Origin of the sequence: Curtobacterium sp. MMLR14_006, assembly GCF_001864985.1 — a bacterium.
Taxonomy (GTDB): domain Bacteria; phylum Actinomycetota; class Actinomycetes; order Actinomycetales; family Microbacteriaceae; genus Curtobacterium.
Window position 1 is genome coordinate 299,322 of sequence record NZ_MJGU01000023.1, and the last position, 16,942, is coordinate 316,263.

General features: G+C 73.2%; 19 protein-coding genes, 1 pseudogene and 1 riboswitch. Of the genes and pseudogenes, 13 read left to right on the forward strand and 7 right to left on the reverse strand.

Annotated elements, in window-relative coordinates:
* Positions 1 to 106: 106 nt before the first annotated feature.
* On the reverse strand, positions 107 to 631 hold the full coding sequence (locus BIU94_RS13250) for a DUF3800 domain-containing protein (protein WP_071261060.1): 525 nt from the start codon (positions 629 to 631) through the stop codon (positions 107 to 109).
* A gap of 104 nt (positions 632 to 735) precedes the next feature.
* Here BIU94_RS13250 and BIU94_RS13255 point away from each other — a divergent pair, with 104 nt between their 5' ends.
* The 3 genes from BIU94_RS13255 (at position 736) to BIU94_RS13265 (ending at position 2,708) form a co-directional block, all read left to right on the forward strand.
* Positions 736 to 1,143: a VOC family protein gene (locus BIU94_RS13255; RefSeq protein ID WP_071262026.1), complete on the forward strand. Its 408-nt coding sequence runs from the start codon at positions 736 to 738 to the stop codon at positions 1,141 to 1,143.
* A gap of 43 nt (positions 1,144 to 1,186) precedes the next feature.
* Positions 1,187 to 1,813 carry a DNA-3-methyladenine glycosylase I gene (locus tag BIU94_RS13260; RefSeq protein ID WP_071261063.1) on the forward strand — a complete coding sequence of 209 codons (627 nt, stop codon included), beginning with the start codon at positions 1,187 to 1,189 and terminating at the stop codon, positions 1,811 to 1,813.
* 91 nt (positions 1,814 to 1,904) lie between these two features.
* Positions 1,905 to 2,708, forward strand: a complete 804-nt coding sequence (locus tag BIU94_RS13265; RefSeq protein WP_083404826.1) for a DJ-1/PfpI family protein — start codon at positions 1,905 to 1,907, stop codon at positions 2,706 to 2,708.
* On the opposite strand, the gene BIU94_RS13270 is transcribed toward BIU94_RS13265, so the two are convergent.
* Both BIU94_RS13270 and BIU94_RS13275 read right to left on the reverse strand, forming a co-directional pair.
* Positions 2,705 to 3,184 (reverse strand): GNAT family N-acetyltransferase, encoded by a 480-nt coding sequence (locus BIU94_RS13270; RefSeq protein WP_083404827.1) that lies wholly within the window; start codon positions 3,182 to 3,184, stop codon positions 2,705 to 2,707. The genes BIU94_RS13265 and BIU94_RS13270 overlap by 4 nt on opposite strands.
* The gene (locus BIU94_RS13275) at positions 3,181 to 3,966 is read right to left on the reverse strand and encodes a LysR family substrate-binding domain-containing protein (RefSeq protein WP_071262034.1); all 786 of its coding nucleotides are present in this window, start codon (positions 3,964 to 3,966) and stop codon (positions 3,181 to 3,183) included. The genes BIU94_RS13270 and BIU94_RS13275 overlap by 4 nt, the downstream gene beginning before the upstream one ends.
* Positions 3,967 to 3,999: 33 nt before the next feature.
* On the opposite strand from BIU94_RS13275, the gene BIU94_RS13280 reads away from it, so the two are divergent.
* Positions 4,000 to 4,389 (forward strand): DUF5997 family protein, encoded by a 390-nt coding sequence (locus BIU94_RS13280; RefSeq protein ID WP_071261065.1) that lies wholly within the window; start codon positions 4,000 to 4,002, stop codon positions 4,387 to 4,389.
* A 43-nt stretch (positions 4,390 to 4,432) separates the two neighbouring features.
* A complete protein-coding gene (locus BIU94_RS13285; RefSeq protein ID WP_071261067.1) occupies positions 4,433 to 4,939 on the forward strand; it encodes a hypothetical protein in 507 nt (168 codons plus the stop codon).
* An 11-nt stretch (positions 4,940 to 4,950) separates the two neighbouring features.
* On the opposite strand, the gene BIU94_RS13290 is transcribed toward BIU94_RS13285, so the two are convergent.
* On the reverse strand, positions 4,951 to 5,388 hold the full coding sequence (locus BIU94_RS13290) for a phage holin family protein (RefSeq protein WP_071261069.1): 438 nt from the start codon (positions 5,386 to 5,388) through the stop codon (positions 4,951 to 4,953).
* 167 nt (positions 5,389 to 5,555) lie between these two features.
* Between BIU94_RS13290 and BIU94_RS13295 the strand changes: the two genes are divergently transcribed.
* A complete protein-coding gene (locus BIU94_RS13295; protein ID WP_071261071.1) occupies positions 5,556 to 6,083 on the forward strand; it encodes an Lrp/AsnC family transcriptional regulator in 528 nt (175 codons plus the stop codon).
* A 34-nt stretch (positions 6,084 to 6,117) separates the two neighbouring features.
* On the opposite strand, the gene BIU94_RS13300 is transcribed toward BIU94_RS13295, so the two are convergent.
* A complete protein-coding gene (locus BIU94_RS13300) occupies positions 6,118 to 6,549 on the reverse strand; it encodes a GNAT family N-acetyltransferase (protein WP_083404829.1) in 432 nt (143 codons plus the stop codon).
* A gap of 111 nt (positions 6,550 to 6,660) precedes the next feature.
* Between BIU94_RS13300 and BIU94_RS13305 the strand changes: the two genes are divergently transcribed.
* The 5 genes and pseudogenes from BIU94_RS13305 to ribH all read left to right on the forward strand — a co-directional run bounded on the left by BIU94_RS13305 (position 6,661) and on the right by ribH (position 12,708).
* Positions 6,661 to 7,941, forward strand: a complete 1,281-nt coding sequence (locus BIU94_RS13305; protein WP_071261073.1) for a hypothetical protein — start codon at positions 6,661 to 6,663, stop codon at positions 7,939 to 7,941.
* An 84-nt stretch (positions 7,942 to 8,025) separates the two neighbouring features.
* On the forward strand, positions 8,026 to 10,335 hold the full coding sequence (locus BIU94_RS17855) for a hypothetical protein (protein ID WP_083404830.1): 2,310 nt from the start codon (positions 8,026 to 8,028) through the stop codon (positions 10,333 to 10,335).
* 313 nt (positions 10,336 to 10,648) lie between these two features.
* Positions 10,649 to 10,783: riboswitch (FMN riboswitch) on the forward strand.
* 91 nt (positions 10,784 to 10,874) lie between these two features.
* Positions 10,875 to 11,516, forward strand: a complete 642-nt coding sequence (locus tag BIU94_RS13315) for a riboflavin synthase (protein ID WP_071261078.1) — start codon at positions 10,875 to 10,877, stop codon at positions 11,514 to 11,516.
* Positions 11,516 to 12,175, forward strand: a pseudogene (ribB, locus tag BIU94_RS13320) (3,4-dihydroxy-2-butanone-4-phosphate synthase); the annotation flags it as partial. The gene BIU94_RS13315 and the pseudogene ribB, both read left to right, overlap by 1 nt.
* 53 nt (positions 12,176 to 12,228) lie before the next feature.
* Positions 12,229 to 12,708 carry a 6,7-dimethyl-8-ribityllumazine synthase gene (gene ribH / locus BIU94_RS13325; protein ID WP_071261080.1) on the forward strand — a complete coding sequence of 160 codons (480 nt, stop codon included), beginning with the start codon at positions 12,229 to 12,231 and terminating at the stop codon, positions 12,706 to 12,708.
* Positions 12,709 to 12,800: 92 nt separating this feature from the next.
* On the opposite strand, the gene BIU94_RS17860 is transcribed toward ribH, so the two are convergent.
* Both BIU94_RS17860 and BIU94_RS13330 read right to left on the reverse strand, forming a co-directional pair.
* Complete coding sequence (locus BIU94_RS17860) at positions 12,801 to 12,971, reverse strand: hypothetical protein (RefSeq protein WP_017888559.1); 171 nt, start codon at positions 12,969 to 12,971, stop codon at positions 12,801 to 12,803.
* 66 nt (positions 12,972 to 13,037) lie between these two features.
* The gene (locus BIU94_RS13330; protein ID WP_071262041.1) at positions 13,038 to 13,586 is read right to left on the reverse strand and encodes a TetR/AcrR family transcriptional regulator; all 549 of its coding nucleotides are present in this window, start codon (positions 13,584 to 13,586) and stop codon (positions 13,038 to 13,040) included.
* Positions 13,587 to 13,787: 201 nt separating this feature from the next.
* Here BIU94_RS13330 and BIU94_RS13335 point away from each other — a divergent pair, with 201 nt between their 5' ends.
* Positions 13,788 to 15,845, forward strand: a complete 2,058-nt coding sequence (locus tag BIU94_RS13335) for an aldo/keto reductase (protein WP_071261082.1) — start codon at positions 13,788 to 13,790, stop codon at positions 15,843 to 15,845.
* Positions 15,824 to 16,843 (forward strand): LacI family DNA-binding transcriptional regulator, encoded by a 1,020-nt coding sequence (locus BIU94_RS13340; RefSeq protein WP_071261094.1) that lies wholly within the window; start codon positions 15,824 to 15,826, stop codon positions 16,841 to 16,843. Before BIU94_RS13335 ends, BIU94_RS13340 begins: the two co-directional genes overlap by 22 nt.
* Positions 16,844 to 16,942 lie beyond the last annotated feature (99 nt).

Sequence of the window (16,942 nt, forward strand, 5' to 3'; positions counted from 1 at the left end):
ACGCTGACGGGGCGTCCTAGTATTGAAATGTCGGTCGGGTGCTCTCGGCCGGAAGTGATCCCCGGATGTCCTGCAGCCAGCGCGGGCCCGGGGATTTGCGTTCTGGTCAGCCTACGATCACTGCCGGCGGAATCTGTGGCGAGCCGTCGCGATGTGCGCCGCACGCGACATCGGCGAGTGCGAGCAGCGGCTCGTCCGACGGCTGCACGTGCATCCAGCGCAGACGGCTCCCGATACCGCGATCACGGAGCGCCGTGAACATCGAACGGTCGTCACGGTCCCTCGCCGGACCGCGCGATTCGAGCACGATGGTCCTGACACCCCGCTGCTCGAGCTCCCAGACCAGTCGTTCCAAGCAGCGCCGGCGACGCCGTTCCGCCCGTGCGACGACACCCTCGTAGCGGACGACGACCACCTCGATGGCATGGAGCAGGAGATCGAGCCACGAGAGCCGTTGGCTGGGCAGTCCCTCGTACCAGTGCAGCTTCCGCATTCGCGGCGGTGTGCACCTCCTGACGGCGGCCCTCGCGTCGTCTGCGTTCGCGTCCGTCACGATGACGGCGGCGAGGACGTACACGGTGTGGTCGAGGCCGCCGCCCGGCTCCGACTCGTCCACGTACGCCGTCTCCATCGACCTAGTATATTGCGTACCGGTCAGTACCGCCGAGGAACAGTTGCGCTCCGCCCCTCGCCGCGCCAGGTTGAGCACGAGGAAAGGACGACCCCGTGGACACGATGGTCTTCATCAACCTGCCCGTCGCCGACCTGGAGCGCGCGAAGGCGTTTCACGAGGCGCTCGGCTACTCGATCAACCCGGCGTTCAGCGACGACACGGCGGCGTGCGTCGTGGTGAGCGACACGATCTTCGTCATGATCCTGACGGCGGCGAAGTTCACCCAGTTCACCGACAAGGCCATCGCCGACGCCGACACGATCGAGGTGATCACCTCGCTGAGTGCGGCCTCGAAGGACGAGGTCCACCGCATCGTCGACGCGGCGGTCGCCGCCGGCGGCACCGAGGACCGCCCGGAGATGGACCTCGGCTTCATGTACCAGCGGAGCTTCACGGACCCGGACGGGCACCGCTGGGAGTACGTCTGGATGGACCCGCAGGCCGTGCAGGACGGACCGCCGGCGCAGTGACCGCGGGGCTGGCGGTGTCGGCTGACCACGCCAGGATGGGTGCATGACCCCAGAGCCCCTGCCCGACCGTGCACCGGCGACCCCGGACCTCGTCGTCGGGGCCGACGGCCTCGCCCGTCCGGTGTGGGCGTCGTCCGACGCCATGCTCCGTGACTACTACGACACCGAGTGGGGGATGCCGGTCCGCGACGAGCGCGGGGTGTTCGAGCGGCTCTCGCTCGAGGCGTTCCAGTCCGGTCTGTCGTGGCGCACGATCCTCGCGAAGCGGCCCGCGTTCCGTGCCGCGTTCGCCGACTTCGACCCGGACACCGTGGCGGCCTTCGGCGAGGACGACGTCGCACGGCTGATGGCCGACGCCGGCATCGTGCGGAACCGGGCGAAGATCGCCGCGACGATCACGAACGCGAACGCGACGGTCGCCCTGCGCGCGGACGGCGGGCTGTCCGACCTCGTGTGGTCCTTCCGGCCGGCCGCCACCCCCGCGCCCGTCACCGCAGCCGAGGTCCCGACGACGTCGGACGAGTCCGTCGCGTTGTCGAAGGCGCTCCGGAAGCGCGGCTTCGCGTTCGTCGGACCGACCACGATGCACGCCCTGATGGAGGCCCTCGGCATCGTCGACACGCACCTCGTCGGCAGCCACCGACGCGGGACGTCCGGGGTCTGGCGCTGAGCAGCGCTGAGCAGCGAGCTGAACAGTGCGTTGAGCAGCGCTGAGCAGCGCGGAGCAGCCACGGGGACGTCGGCGGGGCTAGGGTCGCGGCATGAGCTCCGAGAACCCGCGCGTGCGGCCCGTCCACCCCGTCCGTGCGGACACCGTGGCGGTCCCGCTCGACGCCGAGGTCCCGACGCCCGAGCCGGCGGCCGACGGCACCGCCCCGGCGCACGGCCCGGACGAGGTGCGCATCGCCTTCCTGCTCTTCCCGCACCTGACGCAGCTCGACCTGACCGGTCCGGCCCAGGTGCTCTCCCGGGTGCCCGGTGCTCGCGTCGAGTACGTCGCCGCGACGCTCGACCCGGTCCCGAGCGACTGCGGGCTGTCCCTCGTGCCGACCACGACGTTCGCCGAGGCGGCCCCGGCGGACGTCCTCGTCGTGCCGGGCGGCGAGGGCGCCTTCGACGCGATGGCCGAGCGGCAGGTGATCGGCTTCGTCCGGCGCGAGGCCGAGCGTGCCACCTGGGTGACCTCGGTCTGCACGGGGGCGTTCGTGCTCGGCGCCGCCGGGCTGCTCGCCGGCAAGCGGGCGACGACGCACTGGGCGTCGAAACCGATGCTCGAGGCCTTCGGTGCGCAGCCGGTCGACGACCGCGTGGTCGACGACGGTTCGGTCGTCACGGCGGCCGGGGTGAGCGCCGGCATCGACATGGCGCTGTGGCTCGCGGCGGAACTCGCGGGGCGTCCGGCGGCGGAAGCGATCCAGCTGCAGCTCGAGTACGACCCGCAGCCACCGTTCGACGCGGGTTCGGCCGAGCGCGCGGACGCCGTCGTGGTCGCCCGGGCCCGGGCTGCCGCCGAGGACGCACGCGGTGACCGCGTCGAGCGGGCTGCCGCCGCGGTCCTGCGCTAGTCGTCGTCCCGCAGGGGGCGGCGCATCTGCACCGACGTCACCTGGTAGCCGAGCGCCGCGTAGAGCTCCTGCGCGCCGGTGTTGTAGCCGAACACGTTGAGGCCGATGCTCGTCGCGCCGTGCTCCGCTGCGGCCCGGTGTCCGAGCTCGAGCGCGCGGCGGGCATGGCCGAGTCGCCGGTGCGTCGCGGCGATCTCGACGTCGAACACCCACCAGTCCGGGCTGCCCGGTGCGAACGGTCCGATCCAGAGGTGCCCGACGACGGTGCCGTCCTGGTCGGTGACGTCCCACACCAGGTGTCCGTCGGCGGGGGAGCCGCCCGGGAACCAGCGGTCGCGCGACTGCTGCTCGTTCGCCTCGGCCTGCTCGCGGGTCTCGCCCGCCTGCATCCGGGACGCGACGTACTCCGCCATGGTGCGGTCGAGCCAGGCCGGGAGGCGCGTGGCCGGCATCGCGACCAGCCGCGTGTCCGTCACCGGTTGCCCTTCGACCCCCGGCTCGGCTTGCCGCGCATGCGCCCCCGGCCGGGGACCGGCCCCTTGCCCGTGTTCGAGCCCTTGCCACTGCCCGACTTGCCGCCGCCGGGTGACTTCGCCTTGGCCTTGCCGCCGGCACCTGCGCCGGCGTTGCCGCCGGCACCCTTGCCCGAGCCGGTCTTCGCACTGCGTGCCGAGGCCGAGCCCGAACCGGGGGCTCCGGCGTCCGTCGAGGCGTCCGGTGCCCGTCGTGAGCTGTTCGCCGTCCGGCCGCGCACGACGCCGATGAAGTCCTCGGTCACCTCGGTGGCGTCCTGGTCGCGCCAGACCAGGGCGATCCGGGTGCCGGGCGCGTCGGTCAGGGGGCGTGCGACGAGGTCCTTGCGGCTCGCTGCCCGGAACAGCGACTGCGGGAGCACCGCCACGCCGACGTTCGCCTCGACCAGGTCGAGCGCGCCGTCGATGTCGGCGGGCACCGGGCCCGCGTCGACGACGTGCACCTCGGTGGCGCCGAGGTCGACCTCGTCGAGCTCCGCCAGGGGGGAGTCCTTCGGCAACGCGACGACGGCCGTCTCGGTCCAGAGCGGGATCGCGTTGTGCTGGCGGGAGACGGGCATGCGGGCGAAGGCCATGTCGGCCTCACCGGCCAGGGCGTCGTCCACGTCGCCGGCGCCGATCGGGCGCAGCACGAGGTCGATCGTCGGGAATCGTTCGCGCCAGACGCGAGCCCACTTGGCGGGGGAGACCCCCGGCACGAAGGCGATGGTGAGTGCCGCGGTCATGCAGACGAGCATAGGGGCCGTACCCTTGACCCCATGGCGCAGGAACAGACCATGAAGCCCGAGACGGCTGCGAAGAAGCTCGGCATCTTGCTGGCGGCCGCTCCGGAGTCCTTCCGGGACGCTCCCGTCACGCGGACCGCCTTCGACGAGCTCCGGAACGAACCCCCGACGTGGCTCGAGGACCTCCGACGCGACGGTCCGCACCCGCGACCGGTCGTGGCGCAGAAGCTGGGGGTGTCCATCTCCGGGCTCACCCGTGCCGGCATCGAGGACCCGCTGACCACCGCGGAGATCAAGACGCTGCTCGAGCAGAAGCCCGAGTGGCTCGTCCGCGAGCGTGCCACGCAGGCCGCGGTGCACGCCGAGAACGCCCGGGTGAAGCAGGAGCGCGCCGCGAAGGCCGCTGCCCGCGACGAGGACTGACCCACCCCGACCCCGCACCACCCACCGGGACGAGGACACGGACGTGCACGAGACCGTCGCCGACGCCATGCTCGTCGTGCCGCAGTTCGCGTCGGTGTGCTGCATCGTCGGCGACCGGTACCGTCCGCGCCCGGCCGTCGTCGTGCCGGCGGCCGTGATGCTCGTCGCGATGCTCATGCCCGTCGTGCACGCCGGCGCCGCCTGGACCCTGCTCGCAGCGACGCTGCTGCTGGTGCTCGCACCGCTGCCCGTGATGCGTCGCCGCCGTGCCGACGGTGGTCGGGCGGAGCCGATGGACGTCCACCGTGCGCTCTCGTCCGTCGTCATGGCCGGGATGCTGCTGATGGGACACGCCGTCGGTGTCGCCGGTGACCACGGCGGGCACGCCGTGGTCCTGTCCGCCGTGCTCGGGGCCGGTGTGGTCGGCTACTGCGCCTTCAGCGGCTGGCTGCTCCGGTACGAGTGGGGGCGTGCGGACCGGCGCTCCGTCCGCAGCGGTGAGGTCTTCGCGATGACGGTCGCCGTGGTGGGCATGACGCTCGCGATGTAGCGCCGGACGGCTCAGTCGCGTCGGGCCGGAGCGTCGGCTGCGTGCGTCACCCGGTCCTTCGCGGCCCGGACCGTGTCCGCCGGCACCGGTGGGACACCTCGTCGGATGCCCCGGACGCCGATCGCGAACAGCACGGCGGTGACGAGCGCGAACAGGACGAACGTGACGGCGGTCGCCGCCCAGACCGGCAGCACCAGTGCCAGGAGCGCGACCGCGAGGCCCGCCAGCAGCACGAGGGTCGTCAACGCGGAGCCCACGGCGATGCCGGTCAGCACGAGCCCGGTCCTCGCCCCGTCGACGCGCTGGCCGATCTCCCGCCGTGCCGAGGCCACCTCGTCGCGCACTGCCCGCAGGACCGGTTCCAGTGCCTTCTGGACCAGGCCCGCGGTGACGGTGTCGCGCAGCGACGGCTTGGCGGTCGGGTCGTCGTCGTGGTCGGTGGTGCTCACGGGGTCTCCTGTCCGGATGCGGTCGTCCGCGTCCGGTCCTGCGACGCAGCAGGACCCACGATGGTCACGTTCCCGAGCAGGTGCTCGGTGTCCTCCCAGCTTGCCGAGCCGGGGACGCGGCGGTCGGTCCCGTCGCCCGTGCCGCGTGCGCGCGGTAGCGTCGGGTCGTGTCCGATCGCGCTGCCCGTCGCCCCGAGCCCGCTCCGCGCCTCGACGAGGTCGACGAACGCATCCTCTGGACGCTCGCGGCCGACGCCCGGATCCCGAACAACCGACTGGCCGCTGCGGTCGGCATCGCACCGTCGACGTGCCTGGCCCGCGTCCGGGCGCTCGAGGACGCCGGGGTGATCCGGGGGTACCGCGCCGACGTCGACGTCGCCCGGCTCGGGTTCTCGATCGAGGCGATGGTGTCCGTGCGGGTGCACGCCGCCGCCCGCCGCGAACTCCGCGACTTCGCGAAGCGGCTGCTCCGGGTGCCCGTCGTGCAGGACGTGTCGTTCCTGGCCGGCGACAAGGACTTCCTCGTGCACATCGCCTGCGAGTCGACGGAACAGCTCCGGGACTTCGTCGCCGACGAGCTCAGCGGCGACCCGTCGGTGGCGACGACCCAGACGAACATCGTGTTCGAGCGCCTCGTCGCCGACCGCTCCGGGCAGGGGCGCTCGTTCGACGAGCTCCGCCGCTGGCGCGCCTGAGGCGGCCGCTGCGCCCAGGCCCGGCGGTCCGGCGTCAGCGCGTCCGGGTCATCGGGACGTGGGGGATGCGGTCCTCCAGGTACTCGTCGCCCGAGCGCACGAAGCCGAACCGGGCGTACCACTGCTCGAGGTGTGACTGCGCGCCGAGCACGATGACGGGGGAGCGGGACTCGGCGATCGCCGCCTCGATGAGCTGCCCGGCGAGGCCCTGGCCGCGGGCGTGCTTCGCCGTCGCGACGCGCCCGATCCGCTCGGTGCCGTCGGGTTCGCGCAGCAGGCGGAGCGTGGCGTCGACCGAGCCCTGGCCGGCCCAGAACTGCACCGTGCCCGGTTCCAGGTCGCGGCCGTCGACGTCGGCGTAGGCGCACTCCTGTTCGACGACGAAGACGTCCTGCCGCAGTCGGAGGACCTCGTGGAGCGTGACGACGTCCATGTTGCGGGTCGGAGCGTTGAAGATCGAGACCACGGTCGGCCTTTCCTGAAGATTTCTTGCGAAACGGGTTCCGTCTCGGCGCAGAGCGGCGTACATTGCCGGTCAACCACTCTACGTGCGCAGCCGAGATCAGGAGGTGAGCGCATGGACACGACGACTCGTGCACCCTGGCTCGCCGCCGTCCGGATCGCCCTCGTGGGCGTCGGGACACTGGCCGCGCTCGTGCTGCTCTCCCTGCTGTTCGGGGCGCGCCCCGCGGCTGCGGCCGAGTCCGCGCCGCCGACGACGAGCGCCCACCAGGGCGTCCTCGGCCACGCGACCGAGGGTCTCGGTTCGGCCGTCGACGACGTCACGAACGGCGTCGGCAGCGCAGTGGGCGGTGTCGTCGAACCGGTCACGAAGGCCGTCGTCCCGACACCTCCGGCTCCCGCGAAGCCCGCTCCGGTGGCCACGAAGCCCGCACCGGTGGCCACGAAGCCGACGCCCGCCGCTCCGGCACCCGCGGCGGTCGCCCCGAAGCCCGCGCCCGCCGCGCCGTCGAGCCCCGCTCCGGCTCCCGCGCCCCACCAGGCCGCGGCACCGACGCACGCCGCCCCTGCCGCCCGGTCGACCACGCACCTGACGCAGGGTGTCGTCGACACGGTGAGTCGTGCCTCCCGGCCGGTCACCGACACCGTCGCCGGCGCGCTCCGTCCCGTCACCGACACCGTGCAGGCCGTCACCGACGGCCGCCCGGTGAGCGCCGTGGTGGGCACCGTCGACGACGTCGTCGGCAACGACGTGGTCGGGACCGTCACTGCACCGGTGACGGACCTCGTGGACGACACCCTGACGGGTGTCGGGACGGTCGTCGGATCGGTCCCCGACACGGTGACCGGCGTCGTCCCGTCCGTCGGCGAGACCCTGCCAGGAGGCTCGGATCCCGTCCTCGGCGCTCCGTCGCCCGTGCCCGGTGGCACGACCGCCCCGGTGGTCGGCTCCGTCGTGCCGGCTGCGGCCCCGGCTGGCCCGGCCGTCGCCTCGACGACCGGTCCGGATGCCGCTGCGCGTTCGACGCGCTGGCAGCAGCCGGTGGGCCCGGCGGGTGCCCACGGGCGGATCTCCGACTCGGCCGTCACGCCGACGACGGTGATCTCCGGCGTGACGGTGACCCCCGGCGCGACGGCGGACGTCGCGGACGCGACGGTCGGCGGCACGGCACTCCGGGTGCCCGCCGACGGGAACGGCCACGGCGGCCCGTCCGACGCGCCCGTCGCGGGTGTCCTCGGTGGCAGCGCCTCCTCGACCACCGGCGGCGCGACCGCCGTCGGCACCGTCGGTTCGACCGACGACTCGTTCTCCCTCGCCGCGGGGTCTCGCGGCACGCTCTCCGACGACGCGGTCCCCGCATCGGTCGTCGGCGAGCACGACGTCGCCCCTGACTGAGATCGGTGCACCTGTCCACCACGGCAGGCACGCACACCCGACCGCGACCGCGGTCGGACGACATCTCGATCAGGGAGTACGACCATGAACAAGTACGTCTCGCGAGGGCTCTGGTTCGCCCTCTGCGTCGGCGGCCTCACACTCGGAGGGACGGCTGCGGCGAACGCGGCCACGACCTCCGGAGCCGACGGCGCCGTCTCGGGCACCCAGGTGGTCCCGTCCGTGGACGCCCCGGTGTCCCTCACCGGCAACGCACTCGGGGTGCTCGGCGACGCGGTGTCGTCGGCGACCGCATCCCCGGCCGCTGCCTCGCCGTCCCCCTCGAGCGCGGCGGTGCCGTCCACGGCTCCGACGACCTCGGGTGCGAACGGCACGGCCTCCGGCACGCAGGTCGTGCCGCAGGTGACCGCTCCGGTGCACGTCGGCGGCAACGCCGTCGCGGTCGGTGGCGACGCCGCCTCCACCGCAGCACCCGCCGCTGCACCGGCTCCGGCAGCACCGAGCTCGGCAGCAGCGACCTCGGCACCGGCGACGTCCGGTGCCGACGGCACGGCTTCCGGCACGCAGGTGGCCGGTGACGTGACCGCTCCGGTCACCGCCACCGGCAATGCCGTGGCCGTCGGCGGCGACGCTGCGTCGACGTCGACCCCCGCCGGCACGTCGTCGTCCGCCCCGTCCTCGGCGGCGTCGTCTTCGGCGGCGCCGAGCACTTCGGGGTCGGACGGCACGGCCTCGGGGACGCAGGTGTCCCCGGTCGTCAGCGTCCCGGTCACCGTCTCCGGCAACGGAGTCGGCGTCCTCGGCGCCGGCACGAGCACCGACTCGGCGCGGCCCACCGGCTCCTCGTCCTCGACCGGCACTCCCGCGTCGGCCAGCACCTCGGGTCAGGACGGACTGCTCTCGGGCACCCAGGTGCTCGGTGCGGTCTCGGTCCCGGTCTCGATCGGTGGGAACGGCATCGGCCTGATCGGTGACGGTACGAGCACCGGCACGGGTACGGGTACGTCGGGTTCGACGGGTTCCGCGCCGGTCGTGGGTGGTTCGACCTCTGGTTCGGACGGCACGGGTTCGGGGACGCAGGTCACTCCGGTGGTCTCGGTTCCGGTGACGGTCGGTGGGAACGGCATCGGTCTGATCGGTGACGGTACGAGCACTGGCTCCGCGTCCGGTACGTCGGGTTCGACGGGTTCCGCGCCGGTCGTGGGTGGTTCGACCTCGGGTTCGGACGGCACGGCTTCGGGGACGCAGGTCACTCCGGTGGTCTCGGTCCCGGTGACGGTCGGTGGGAACGGCATCGGCGTCGTCGGTGACGGCACCAGCACGGGCACGGGTACGGGCACGTCGGGTTCGACGGGTTCCGCGCCGGTCGTGGGTGGTTCGACCTCTGGGTCGGACGGCACGGCTTCGGGGACGCAGGTCGCTCCGGTGGTCTCGGTTCCGGTGACGGTCGGTGGGAACGGCATCGGTCTGATCGGTGACGGAACGAGCACCGGCACGGGTACGGACACGTCGGGTTCGACGGGTTCGACGGGTTCCGCGCCGGTCGTGGGTGGTTCGACCTCCGGGTCGGACGGCACGGGTTCGGGGACGCAGGTCACTCCGGTGGTCTCGTTTCCGGTGACGGTCGGGGGGAACGGCATCGGCGTCGTCGGTGACGGCACCAGCACGGGCACCGGTTCGTCGACCTCGACGGGCTCCGCGCCGGTCGTGGGTGGTTCGACCTCCGGTTCAAACGGCACGGCTTCGGGGACGCAGGTCACTCCGGTGGTCTCGGTCCCGGTGACGGTCGGTGGGAACGGCATCGGCGTCGTCGGTGACGGCACCAGCACGGGTACCGGTTCGTCGACCTCGACGGGCTCCGCGCCGGTCGTGGGTGGTTCGACCTCTGGGTCGGACGGCACGGGTTCCGGGACGCAGGTCACCCCGGTGATCGACCTGCCCATCACCATCGGTGGGAACGGCATCGGCATCGTCGGTGACGGCACCGGCACCGGGACCACTCCCGGCACCGGGACCGGCACGACTCCGGGCGACGGTACGACTCCTGGTGACGGTACGACTCCTGGTGACGGCACCACTCCTGGTGACGGCACGACCCCTGGCGACGGCACCACGCCCGGCACCGTGACCACCCCCGGGACGTCCACGGGCACGACCGACGTGCCCCGGGCCTCCACTCCGGCCGTGGTGACCACCTCGGTGGTCCGCACCACCGGAGCGACCGTCGGCGGGACGACCACCCTGGCGGCGGGGGACGCGACGACGGCAGCCGAGGGTGCCGGCCAGCGGCAGCTCGCCTACACCGGAGCGTCCTCGCCGGTGCTGCCCCTCGGGTTCGCGCTCCTGCTGCTCCTCGCCGGTGCGGGCACGCTCGTGCTCCGTCGTCGGCACTGACCGTCGGGTCGACGAGGGGCGTCGCGCAGCAGCGGCGCCCCTCGCCGGCGTGTCCGGGATGCGGGTGTGCGTGTGCATCCACCGACGAAGCACCGGTCGATCGACGCGTGCTCTGTCGGAAGGTGTCGACGCATCGGATGCACGTGCACCTTCCGACAGCACACGTGTCGATCGTCGCGTGGTCCGTCGCAAAGTGCGGCGACCGCCCGACGGCCCGACCGTCCGACCGACCGCCAGCTCCGCCCCGCCCCGCAGCCGCCCTCCGTCACACCCGCACGCACCCAGGACCGGGTGGGGTATCGTTCGGACTACGCAAGCGCTCCGGGGTCGGTGTAATTCCGAACCGGTGGTGACAGTCCACGAACTGATGACGGGTGCGAACCCGACTGAGGTTGACCCGGTGGAAATCCGGGACCGACGGTGAGAGTCCGGATGGGAGGCGCGCTGACGGACAGGACGTCCCACGACCCGTGGTGGCGTGTCGTCCGTCGATGCCGACGATCGTCGAACGCCCCCGGAGTCCCGTTGAGAGGACACCAGTGTTCACCGGCATCATCGAGGAACTCGGCACCGTCACCGCCGTCGAGCAGCAGGGCGACTCCGTCGCGCTCACCGTGCACGGCCCCGTCGTCGTGCAGGACGCCCGGCACGGCGACTCGATCGCGACCAGTGGCGTCTGCCTGACCGTCGTCGAGCAGACCCCCGAGACCTTCACCGCCTTCGTCATGAAGCAGACCCTCGACATGAGCGCCCACGGTGCGCTCCGCGTGGGGGACCGCCTGAACCTCGAGCGTGCCGCGTCGGTCGGGGACCGGCTCGGCGGACACATCGTGCAGGGCCACATCGACGGCACGGCGACCGTGCTCGAGACGGCCGACGGCGACGGCTGGCGCCGTGTGCGCTTCTCGCTCAGCCCGGCGCTCAGCCCGCTGATCGTCGACAAGGGGTCGGTCGCCCTCGACGGCGTCTCGCTCACGGTCAGCGCGGTCTCGCCGGAGGACACCGCCCCCGACGCCGCCTGGTTCGAGGTCAGCCTGATCCCCGAGACGCTCGAGGCGACGACCCTCGGACTCCGCGTCCCCGGCGACCGGGTGAACGTGGAGACGGACGTCCTGGCCCGTCACGTCCGGCGGATGCTGCGGCTCGACGCCGCGACGGCGCCCGCACAGGAGGCCCGGTGATGGTCACGGAGACCGGCCAGCGCCCCGGGGCGCCCGACACCACGACCTCGGTCGCCGCCGCAGGGCTGGCGAGCGTCCCCGAGGCGATCGCCGCCGTCGCGGCGGGGCGCCCGGTGATCGTCGTCGACGACGAGGACCGCGAGAACGAGGGCGACGTCATCCTGTCCGCCGAGCTCGCGACCCCCGAGTGGATCGCCTGGACCGTCGCACACTCGTCGGGCTTCATCTGCGCGCCGGTGAGCACCGAGATCGCCGACGCCCTCGACCTGCCGCCGATGGTGCAGCACAACGAGGACGTCCGCGGCACCGCCTACACGGTGACGGTCGACGCCGCCGTCGGTGTCACCACCGGCATCAGCGCCCACGACCGAGCACACACGTTGCGCGTCCTGGCCGACCCGACGTCGGGGCGTGACGACCTGCACCGCCCCGGACACGTGGTGCCCCTGCGCGCACGCCCGGGCGGGGTCCGCGAACGCGCGGGCCACACCGAAGCAGCGATCGAGCTCGTCACCGCGGCCGGGCTCCGGCCCGCCGCGGCGATCTGCGAGATCGTCGACGAGGCCGGCGGCATGATGCGGCTGCCGGCGCTCGTCGCACTCGGGGCACGCGAGGGCGTGCCCGTCATCACCATCGCCGCGCTCGCCGAGTGGCTGGACGCGGCAGACCGGGCGGCGGCATCCGATGCCGTGCCCACGGAAGGAACGACACGATGAGCGGAGCAGGCGCGGCAGACCGCGACCAGGTCGACGGCAGCGGAATCCGGGTGGCGATCATCGCCGGGCAGTGGCACGACCAGATCGCGGCGGGGCTCCTCGCCGGGGCCCAGCGCGAGGTCGAGCGCCTCGGTGCCACGGCCGACGTCATCCCGGTCCCGGGGAGCTTCGAACTGCCCGTGGTCGCGAAGACCGCGCTCGAGGCCGGGTTCGACGCCGCGGTCGCCCTCGGGGTGATCATCCGCGGCGGCACCCCGCACTTCGAGTACGTCTCCGACGCGGCGACGAGCGGGCTCACCCGGGTCGCGATCGACACCGGCAAGCCGGTCGGCTTCGGCGTGCTGACGCTGGACGACGAGCAGCAGGGCCTCGACCGGGCCGGGCTGCCCGACTCGAAGGAGGACAAGGGGGCCGAGGCTGCGCACGCCGCGATCAGCACGGCCGTCACCCTCCGGACCCTGCGCGTCCTGGCGTAGTCCGGCACGACACCGCGCACCGACGGTGCGACCACGCAGAACGGCCCCGCGCCTCTCGGAGAGGTGCGGGGCCGTTCCGTCGTGCGGGTTGGTTACCGCTTGCCGAACACGTGGATCGGCAGGAAGAACGAGAGGCTCATCAGGAGCACGCCGGCCATGAAGACGAAGGCCTGGCCGGACTCGACCTGGAAGGCGAACCCGAACAGGTACATCGACACCAGCAGCAGCAGGATCGAGAAAACAGCGGCGATGACGCGGCCCACGGGATACCTCCGGGTGTCGACGAGTGGAACGTCGCCCAGTCTATCCCCAGGAGCGGGGACGCCGGTTCACGCTCCGGGTCGGGTCGCGATGAGCCGGTCGACGACGGTGAGCAGCGGCTCCATGTCGACGCTGCCGCGGTGCGGCCGGACGTCGCTCGCGGCCCCGAGCGACGCCTGGTGGTACAGGCCGTCGCCGAGGAGCTTCACCGCCTGGGCCGTCGGCTCGTCGCCGAGGGCCTCGACCAGGGTCTCGAGCCACGCGTTCTCGGTGTCGTCGAGGGTCCGACCGGCTTCCTCGTACCCGGCCTGCTGCAGGCGGCTCGCGGCGAGGAGCACGAGGTCGAGCTCGCTGCCGACGAACAGGCAGTTGCGGACGAAGTAGCGGGCGGGCCCGTCCTCGGCCTCGCGCATCCGCTCGACGTCGATCGCGGACAGGTCGGAGAGCCGTTCGCAGAGCCCCTCGACCAGCGCCGCCTTGGACCCGAAGTGGTAGAGCAGTCCGCCCTTCGACACCCCGGCCCGGGCGGCGACGGCGTCGAGGGTCGCGGGACGCTCGCCCTCCTCGCACACGATGGCGACGAAGCTGTCGAGGACGCGGTCACGGGCACTGGCCATGCCGAGAGTCTGCCATGCGGGAGCGGCCCCCAGCGCGCGTGCGTCCACGGCTTCGGGCACCGGTTCTCGTGAACGTTCACGAAGTCGTTGCCGTGCACCACGAGGGGACACGCCGTCTGTGGCCGCGAACCGTTGATCCGGCGCGTTCGGGACGCTACGGTCGACGGGACCGTGAAGGTTCACGACACGACAAGGATCCGCATGTCAGCGCAGACCGCGACCACCTCCAGCAACAGCCCGACCGGCGAGCAGACCCCCGGGTGGGCCGTCCTCGGCCCCGGCCAGATCGCACGCCGTTTCCTGTCCCAGCTGCCGGCCAGCGCGTCCGGTGCCGTGCTCGCCGCCGCCGGCAGCACGTCGGCGGAGCGGGCACGGGCCTTCGCCGACGAGGCCGTCGGGCACGGCTTCGCCGACGTCGCGGCCGGGACCCACACCGACGCCCTCGCCGATCCCCGCGTCGACGCCGTCTACGTCTCGACCGTGCACACGGGCCACGCCGCACTCGTGCTCGCCGCGCTCGAGGCGGGCAAGGCCGTGCTCTGCGAGAAGCCGCTCGCGCCGAACCACGGCACCGCGATGGCGCTGGCGGACGCCGCACGGCAGGCCGGACTGCCCCTCGTCGAGGCCTACATGTACCGGTTCCACCCGCAGACCGCCGCACTGCTCGACCTCGTGCGCGAGGGTGCGGTCGGCGAGGTCACGCACGTCGACGCCGCGTTCGCCTTCCGGGCGGGCGAGCGCACCGGTCGGCTGTTCGACGTCAACACCGCCGGCGGCGGCATCCTCGACGTCGGTGGCTACCCGGTGACCATGGCTGCAGCGGTCGTGCAGGCCGCCACCGGCGTCGCCGTCGCCGAGCCCACCGAGCTCAGCGCGCACGGCACCCTCGGCCCGACCGGGGTCGACGAGTGGACCGTCGCGCAGCTGACCTACCGGGGCGGCATCACCGCGTCCGTCCGCACGGGTGTCCGCGTGCAGGACGACAACGCCGTCACCGTGCACGGCAGCCGCGGGCGCATCGTGCTCACCGACCCGTGGACCCTCGGCGACGCCCCCACGATCCAGGTCCACACCGTCGACGAGGACCCCCGCACGCTGACCTTCCCCGGGGCGCACCCCTACGCGCTCGAGGCCGACGCCACCACCGACGCCCTGCGCACGGGGTCGGTCGACGCGGCGCAGATGACGCTCGACGAGTCCCTCGCGACGGCCCGCACGCTCGACCGGTGGCGTGCCGCGATCGGTCTCCGCTACCCGTTCGAGGCCGAGACCGCGGACATCCCGACCGTGTCCGGCCGGCCGCTCACGGTCGCCGCCCACGAGCCGGACCGCGCCGGCAACCCGATGCGGTACGGCGAGGTCCCGGGCGTCGGCAAGCAGCTGTCCCGCCTGGTGATGGGCGTCGACAACCAGCCCGACCTGGCCCACGCCAGCGCGATCTTCGACCTGTTCGTCGAGCAGGGCGGCAACGTCTTCGACACCGGCTACGTCTACGGCGGCGGCGTGCTCGAGGGGCGCCTCGGCCGGTGGATCCAGAACCGCGGGATCCGCGAGGACGTGGTCGTCATCACGAAGGGCGCGCACACGCCCTTCTGCGACCCGGAGTCGCTGACGAGGCAGCTGCTCGAGAGCCTGGACCGCCAGGGCACCGACTACGCGGACGTCTACATGATGCACCGGGACAACCCGGACATCCCGGTGGGGGAGTTCGTCGACGTCCTCGACGAGCACCGTCGCGCCGGCCGCATCCGGGTCTACGGCGGCTCGAACTGGACGACCGCGCGCTTCGACGAGGCGAACGCGTGGGCGCGCGCGAACGGCAAGCACGGGTTCGAGGTGCTCAGCAACCACTTCGGGCTCGCCGAGGCGTACGACGTGCCGTGGGACGGCTGCGTGCACGCGACCGACGCCGCGTCGAAGGCCTGGCTCGAGGAGCGCCAGGTCCCGCTGCTGCCGTGGTCGTCGCAGGCACGCGGGTTCTTCACCGGGCGGGCGAAGCCGGAGGACACCAGCGACGCCGAGCTCGTGCGCTGTTACTACAGCGACGCGAACTTCGAGCGGCTCCGCCGCGCGACCGAGCTCGGCGAGCGGTTCGGCGTGCCGGCCACCGCGATCGCCCTGGCGTACGTGCTGCACCAGCCGTTCCCGACGTTCCCGCTCTTCGGTCCGCGTACGATCGCGGAGGCCCGGTCCTCGATGACGGGCCTCTCCGTCGACCTCACCCCGGAACAGGTGGCATGGCTGGACCTCCGCGACTGACCGAAGGCGCCGCACCCGGCGGCCGCGCGACGATCCTCGACGTCGCCGCGGCCGCCGGGGTGTCGCGGCAGACGGTCACGCGCGCGGTGAACGGCCTGAGCGGCATCAGTGCCGCGACGAAGGAGCGCGTGCTCGCGGCGGCCGAGCGGTTGGACTACCGTCCGTCGCGGTTCGGCCGCGGCCTCGTCACCGGCGGCGACCACCAGCTCGGTCTCGTCGTCAACGACCTGCGCAACCCCTATACACCGCAGCTCGCGTCGGCGGTCTTCCGGCTCGCCGCCGAGCAGGGCTGGAACGTCATGCTCGCCGACGTCGACCTGGCGAGCGACGCCGACCGGATGGTGCAGGCGCTCGGTGCCCAGACCGACGTCGTCATCGGGTACCTCGGCGCCCGCCGGGAGCGCTGGAACGCGTTGCTCGGCACCGTCCCGATGGTGGAGCTCGACCCGCACACCGAACCGTCGACGGCAGCGGTGCGGCTGGACCCCACCGACGCCGTCGAGGCCCTCGCCGACCACCTGGTCGCCGCCGGTGTGCGGCACCCGGTGGTGCTCGACCACTCCGAGGCCGGCCGGCCGAGCGTCCGCGGTGCGCTCGTCACCGATGCCCTGCGCCGCCGCGGGTACCTGCCGGAGCTCGTGCACGCCGCGCAGGCGACGGCGGAGTGCGGTGCGGCCGAGGCGACACGGGCGCTCGGTCGGTTCCGTCGGCTCGACGCGTTCGTGGCGTTCAACGACGTCACGGCGCTCGGCGTCCTGCAGGCCTGCCGACGTGCGGGGGTGGACGTGCCGGGCGCCGTGCGCGTGGTCGGGGTGGACGGGCTGCCGCTCGGGGAGCTCGTGGCGCCGACGCTCACGACGCTCGCGGTCGACCTCGACGAGGTCGCGCGTGCGGCCATCGACCTCGCGCTCGGCATGTTGGCGGGGGAGCTGCCGCGTTCCGGTCCGGAGGTCCAGCGGACGGTCCGGCACCGGCTGCTCCTGCGGGAGTCGGCCTAGCGCGACGCCCCCCGCGGCGCGCGCTGCGGACGGCGGCCCGACCCGGTACCGAGCGCCTGACGGACGGGAGGCGCGGGGCGGTCTGGTGACGAGCCTCCC

Coding starts and splice junctions, on each gene's coding strand:
- BIU94_RS13250 (WP_071261060.1), bottom strand. CDS start 631: ATGGAGACGGCGTACGTGGACGAGTCGGAGCCGGGCGGCGGCCTCGAC.
- BIU94_RS13255 (WP_071262026.1), top strand. CDS start 736: ATGGTCTTCATCAACCTGCCCGTCGCCGACCTGGAGCGCGCGAAGGCG.
- BIU94_RS13260 (WP_071261063.1), top strand. CDS start 1,187: ATGACCCCAGAGCCCCTGCCCGACCGTGCACCGGCGACCCCGGACCTC.
- BIU94_RS13265 (WP_083404826.1), top strand. CDS start 1,905: ATGAGCTCCGAGAACCCGCGCGTGCGGCCCGTCCACCCCGTCCGTGCG.
- BIU94_RS13275 (WP_071262034.1), bottom strand. CDS start 3,966: ATGACCGCGGCACTCACCATCGCCTTCGTGCCGGGGGTCTCCCCCGCC.
- BIU94_RS13280 (WP_071261065.1), top strand. CDS start 4,000: ATGGCGCAGGAACAGACCATGAAGCCCGAGACGGCTGCGAAGAAGCTC.
- BIU94_RS13305 (WP_071261073.1), top strand. CDS start 6,661: ATGGACACGACGACTCGTGCACCCTGGCTCGCCGCCGTCCGGATCGCC.
- BIU94_RS17855 (WP_083404830.1), top strand. CDS start 8,026: ATGAACAAGTACGTCTCGCGAGGGCTCTGGTTCGCCCTCTGCGTCGGC.
- ribH (WP_071261080.1), top strand. CDS start 12,229: ATGAGCGGAGCAGGCGCGGCAGACCGCGACCAGGTCGACGGCAGCGGA.
- BIU94_RS13330 (WP_071262041.1), bottom strand. CDS start 13,586: ATGGCCAGTGCCCGTGACCGCGTCCTCGACAGCTTCGTCGCCATCGTG.
- BIU94_RS13335 (WP_071261082.1), top strand. CDS start 13,788: ATGTCAGCGCAGACCGCGACCACCTCCAGCAACAGCCCGACCGGCGAG.
- BIU94_RS13340 (WP_071261094.1), top strand. CDS start 15,824: ATGGCTGGACCTCCGCGACTGACCGAAGGCGCCGCACCCGGCGGCCGC.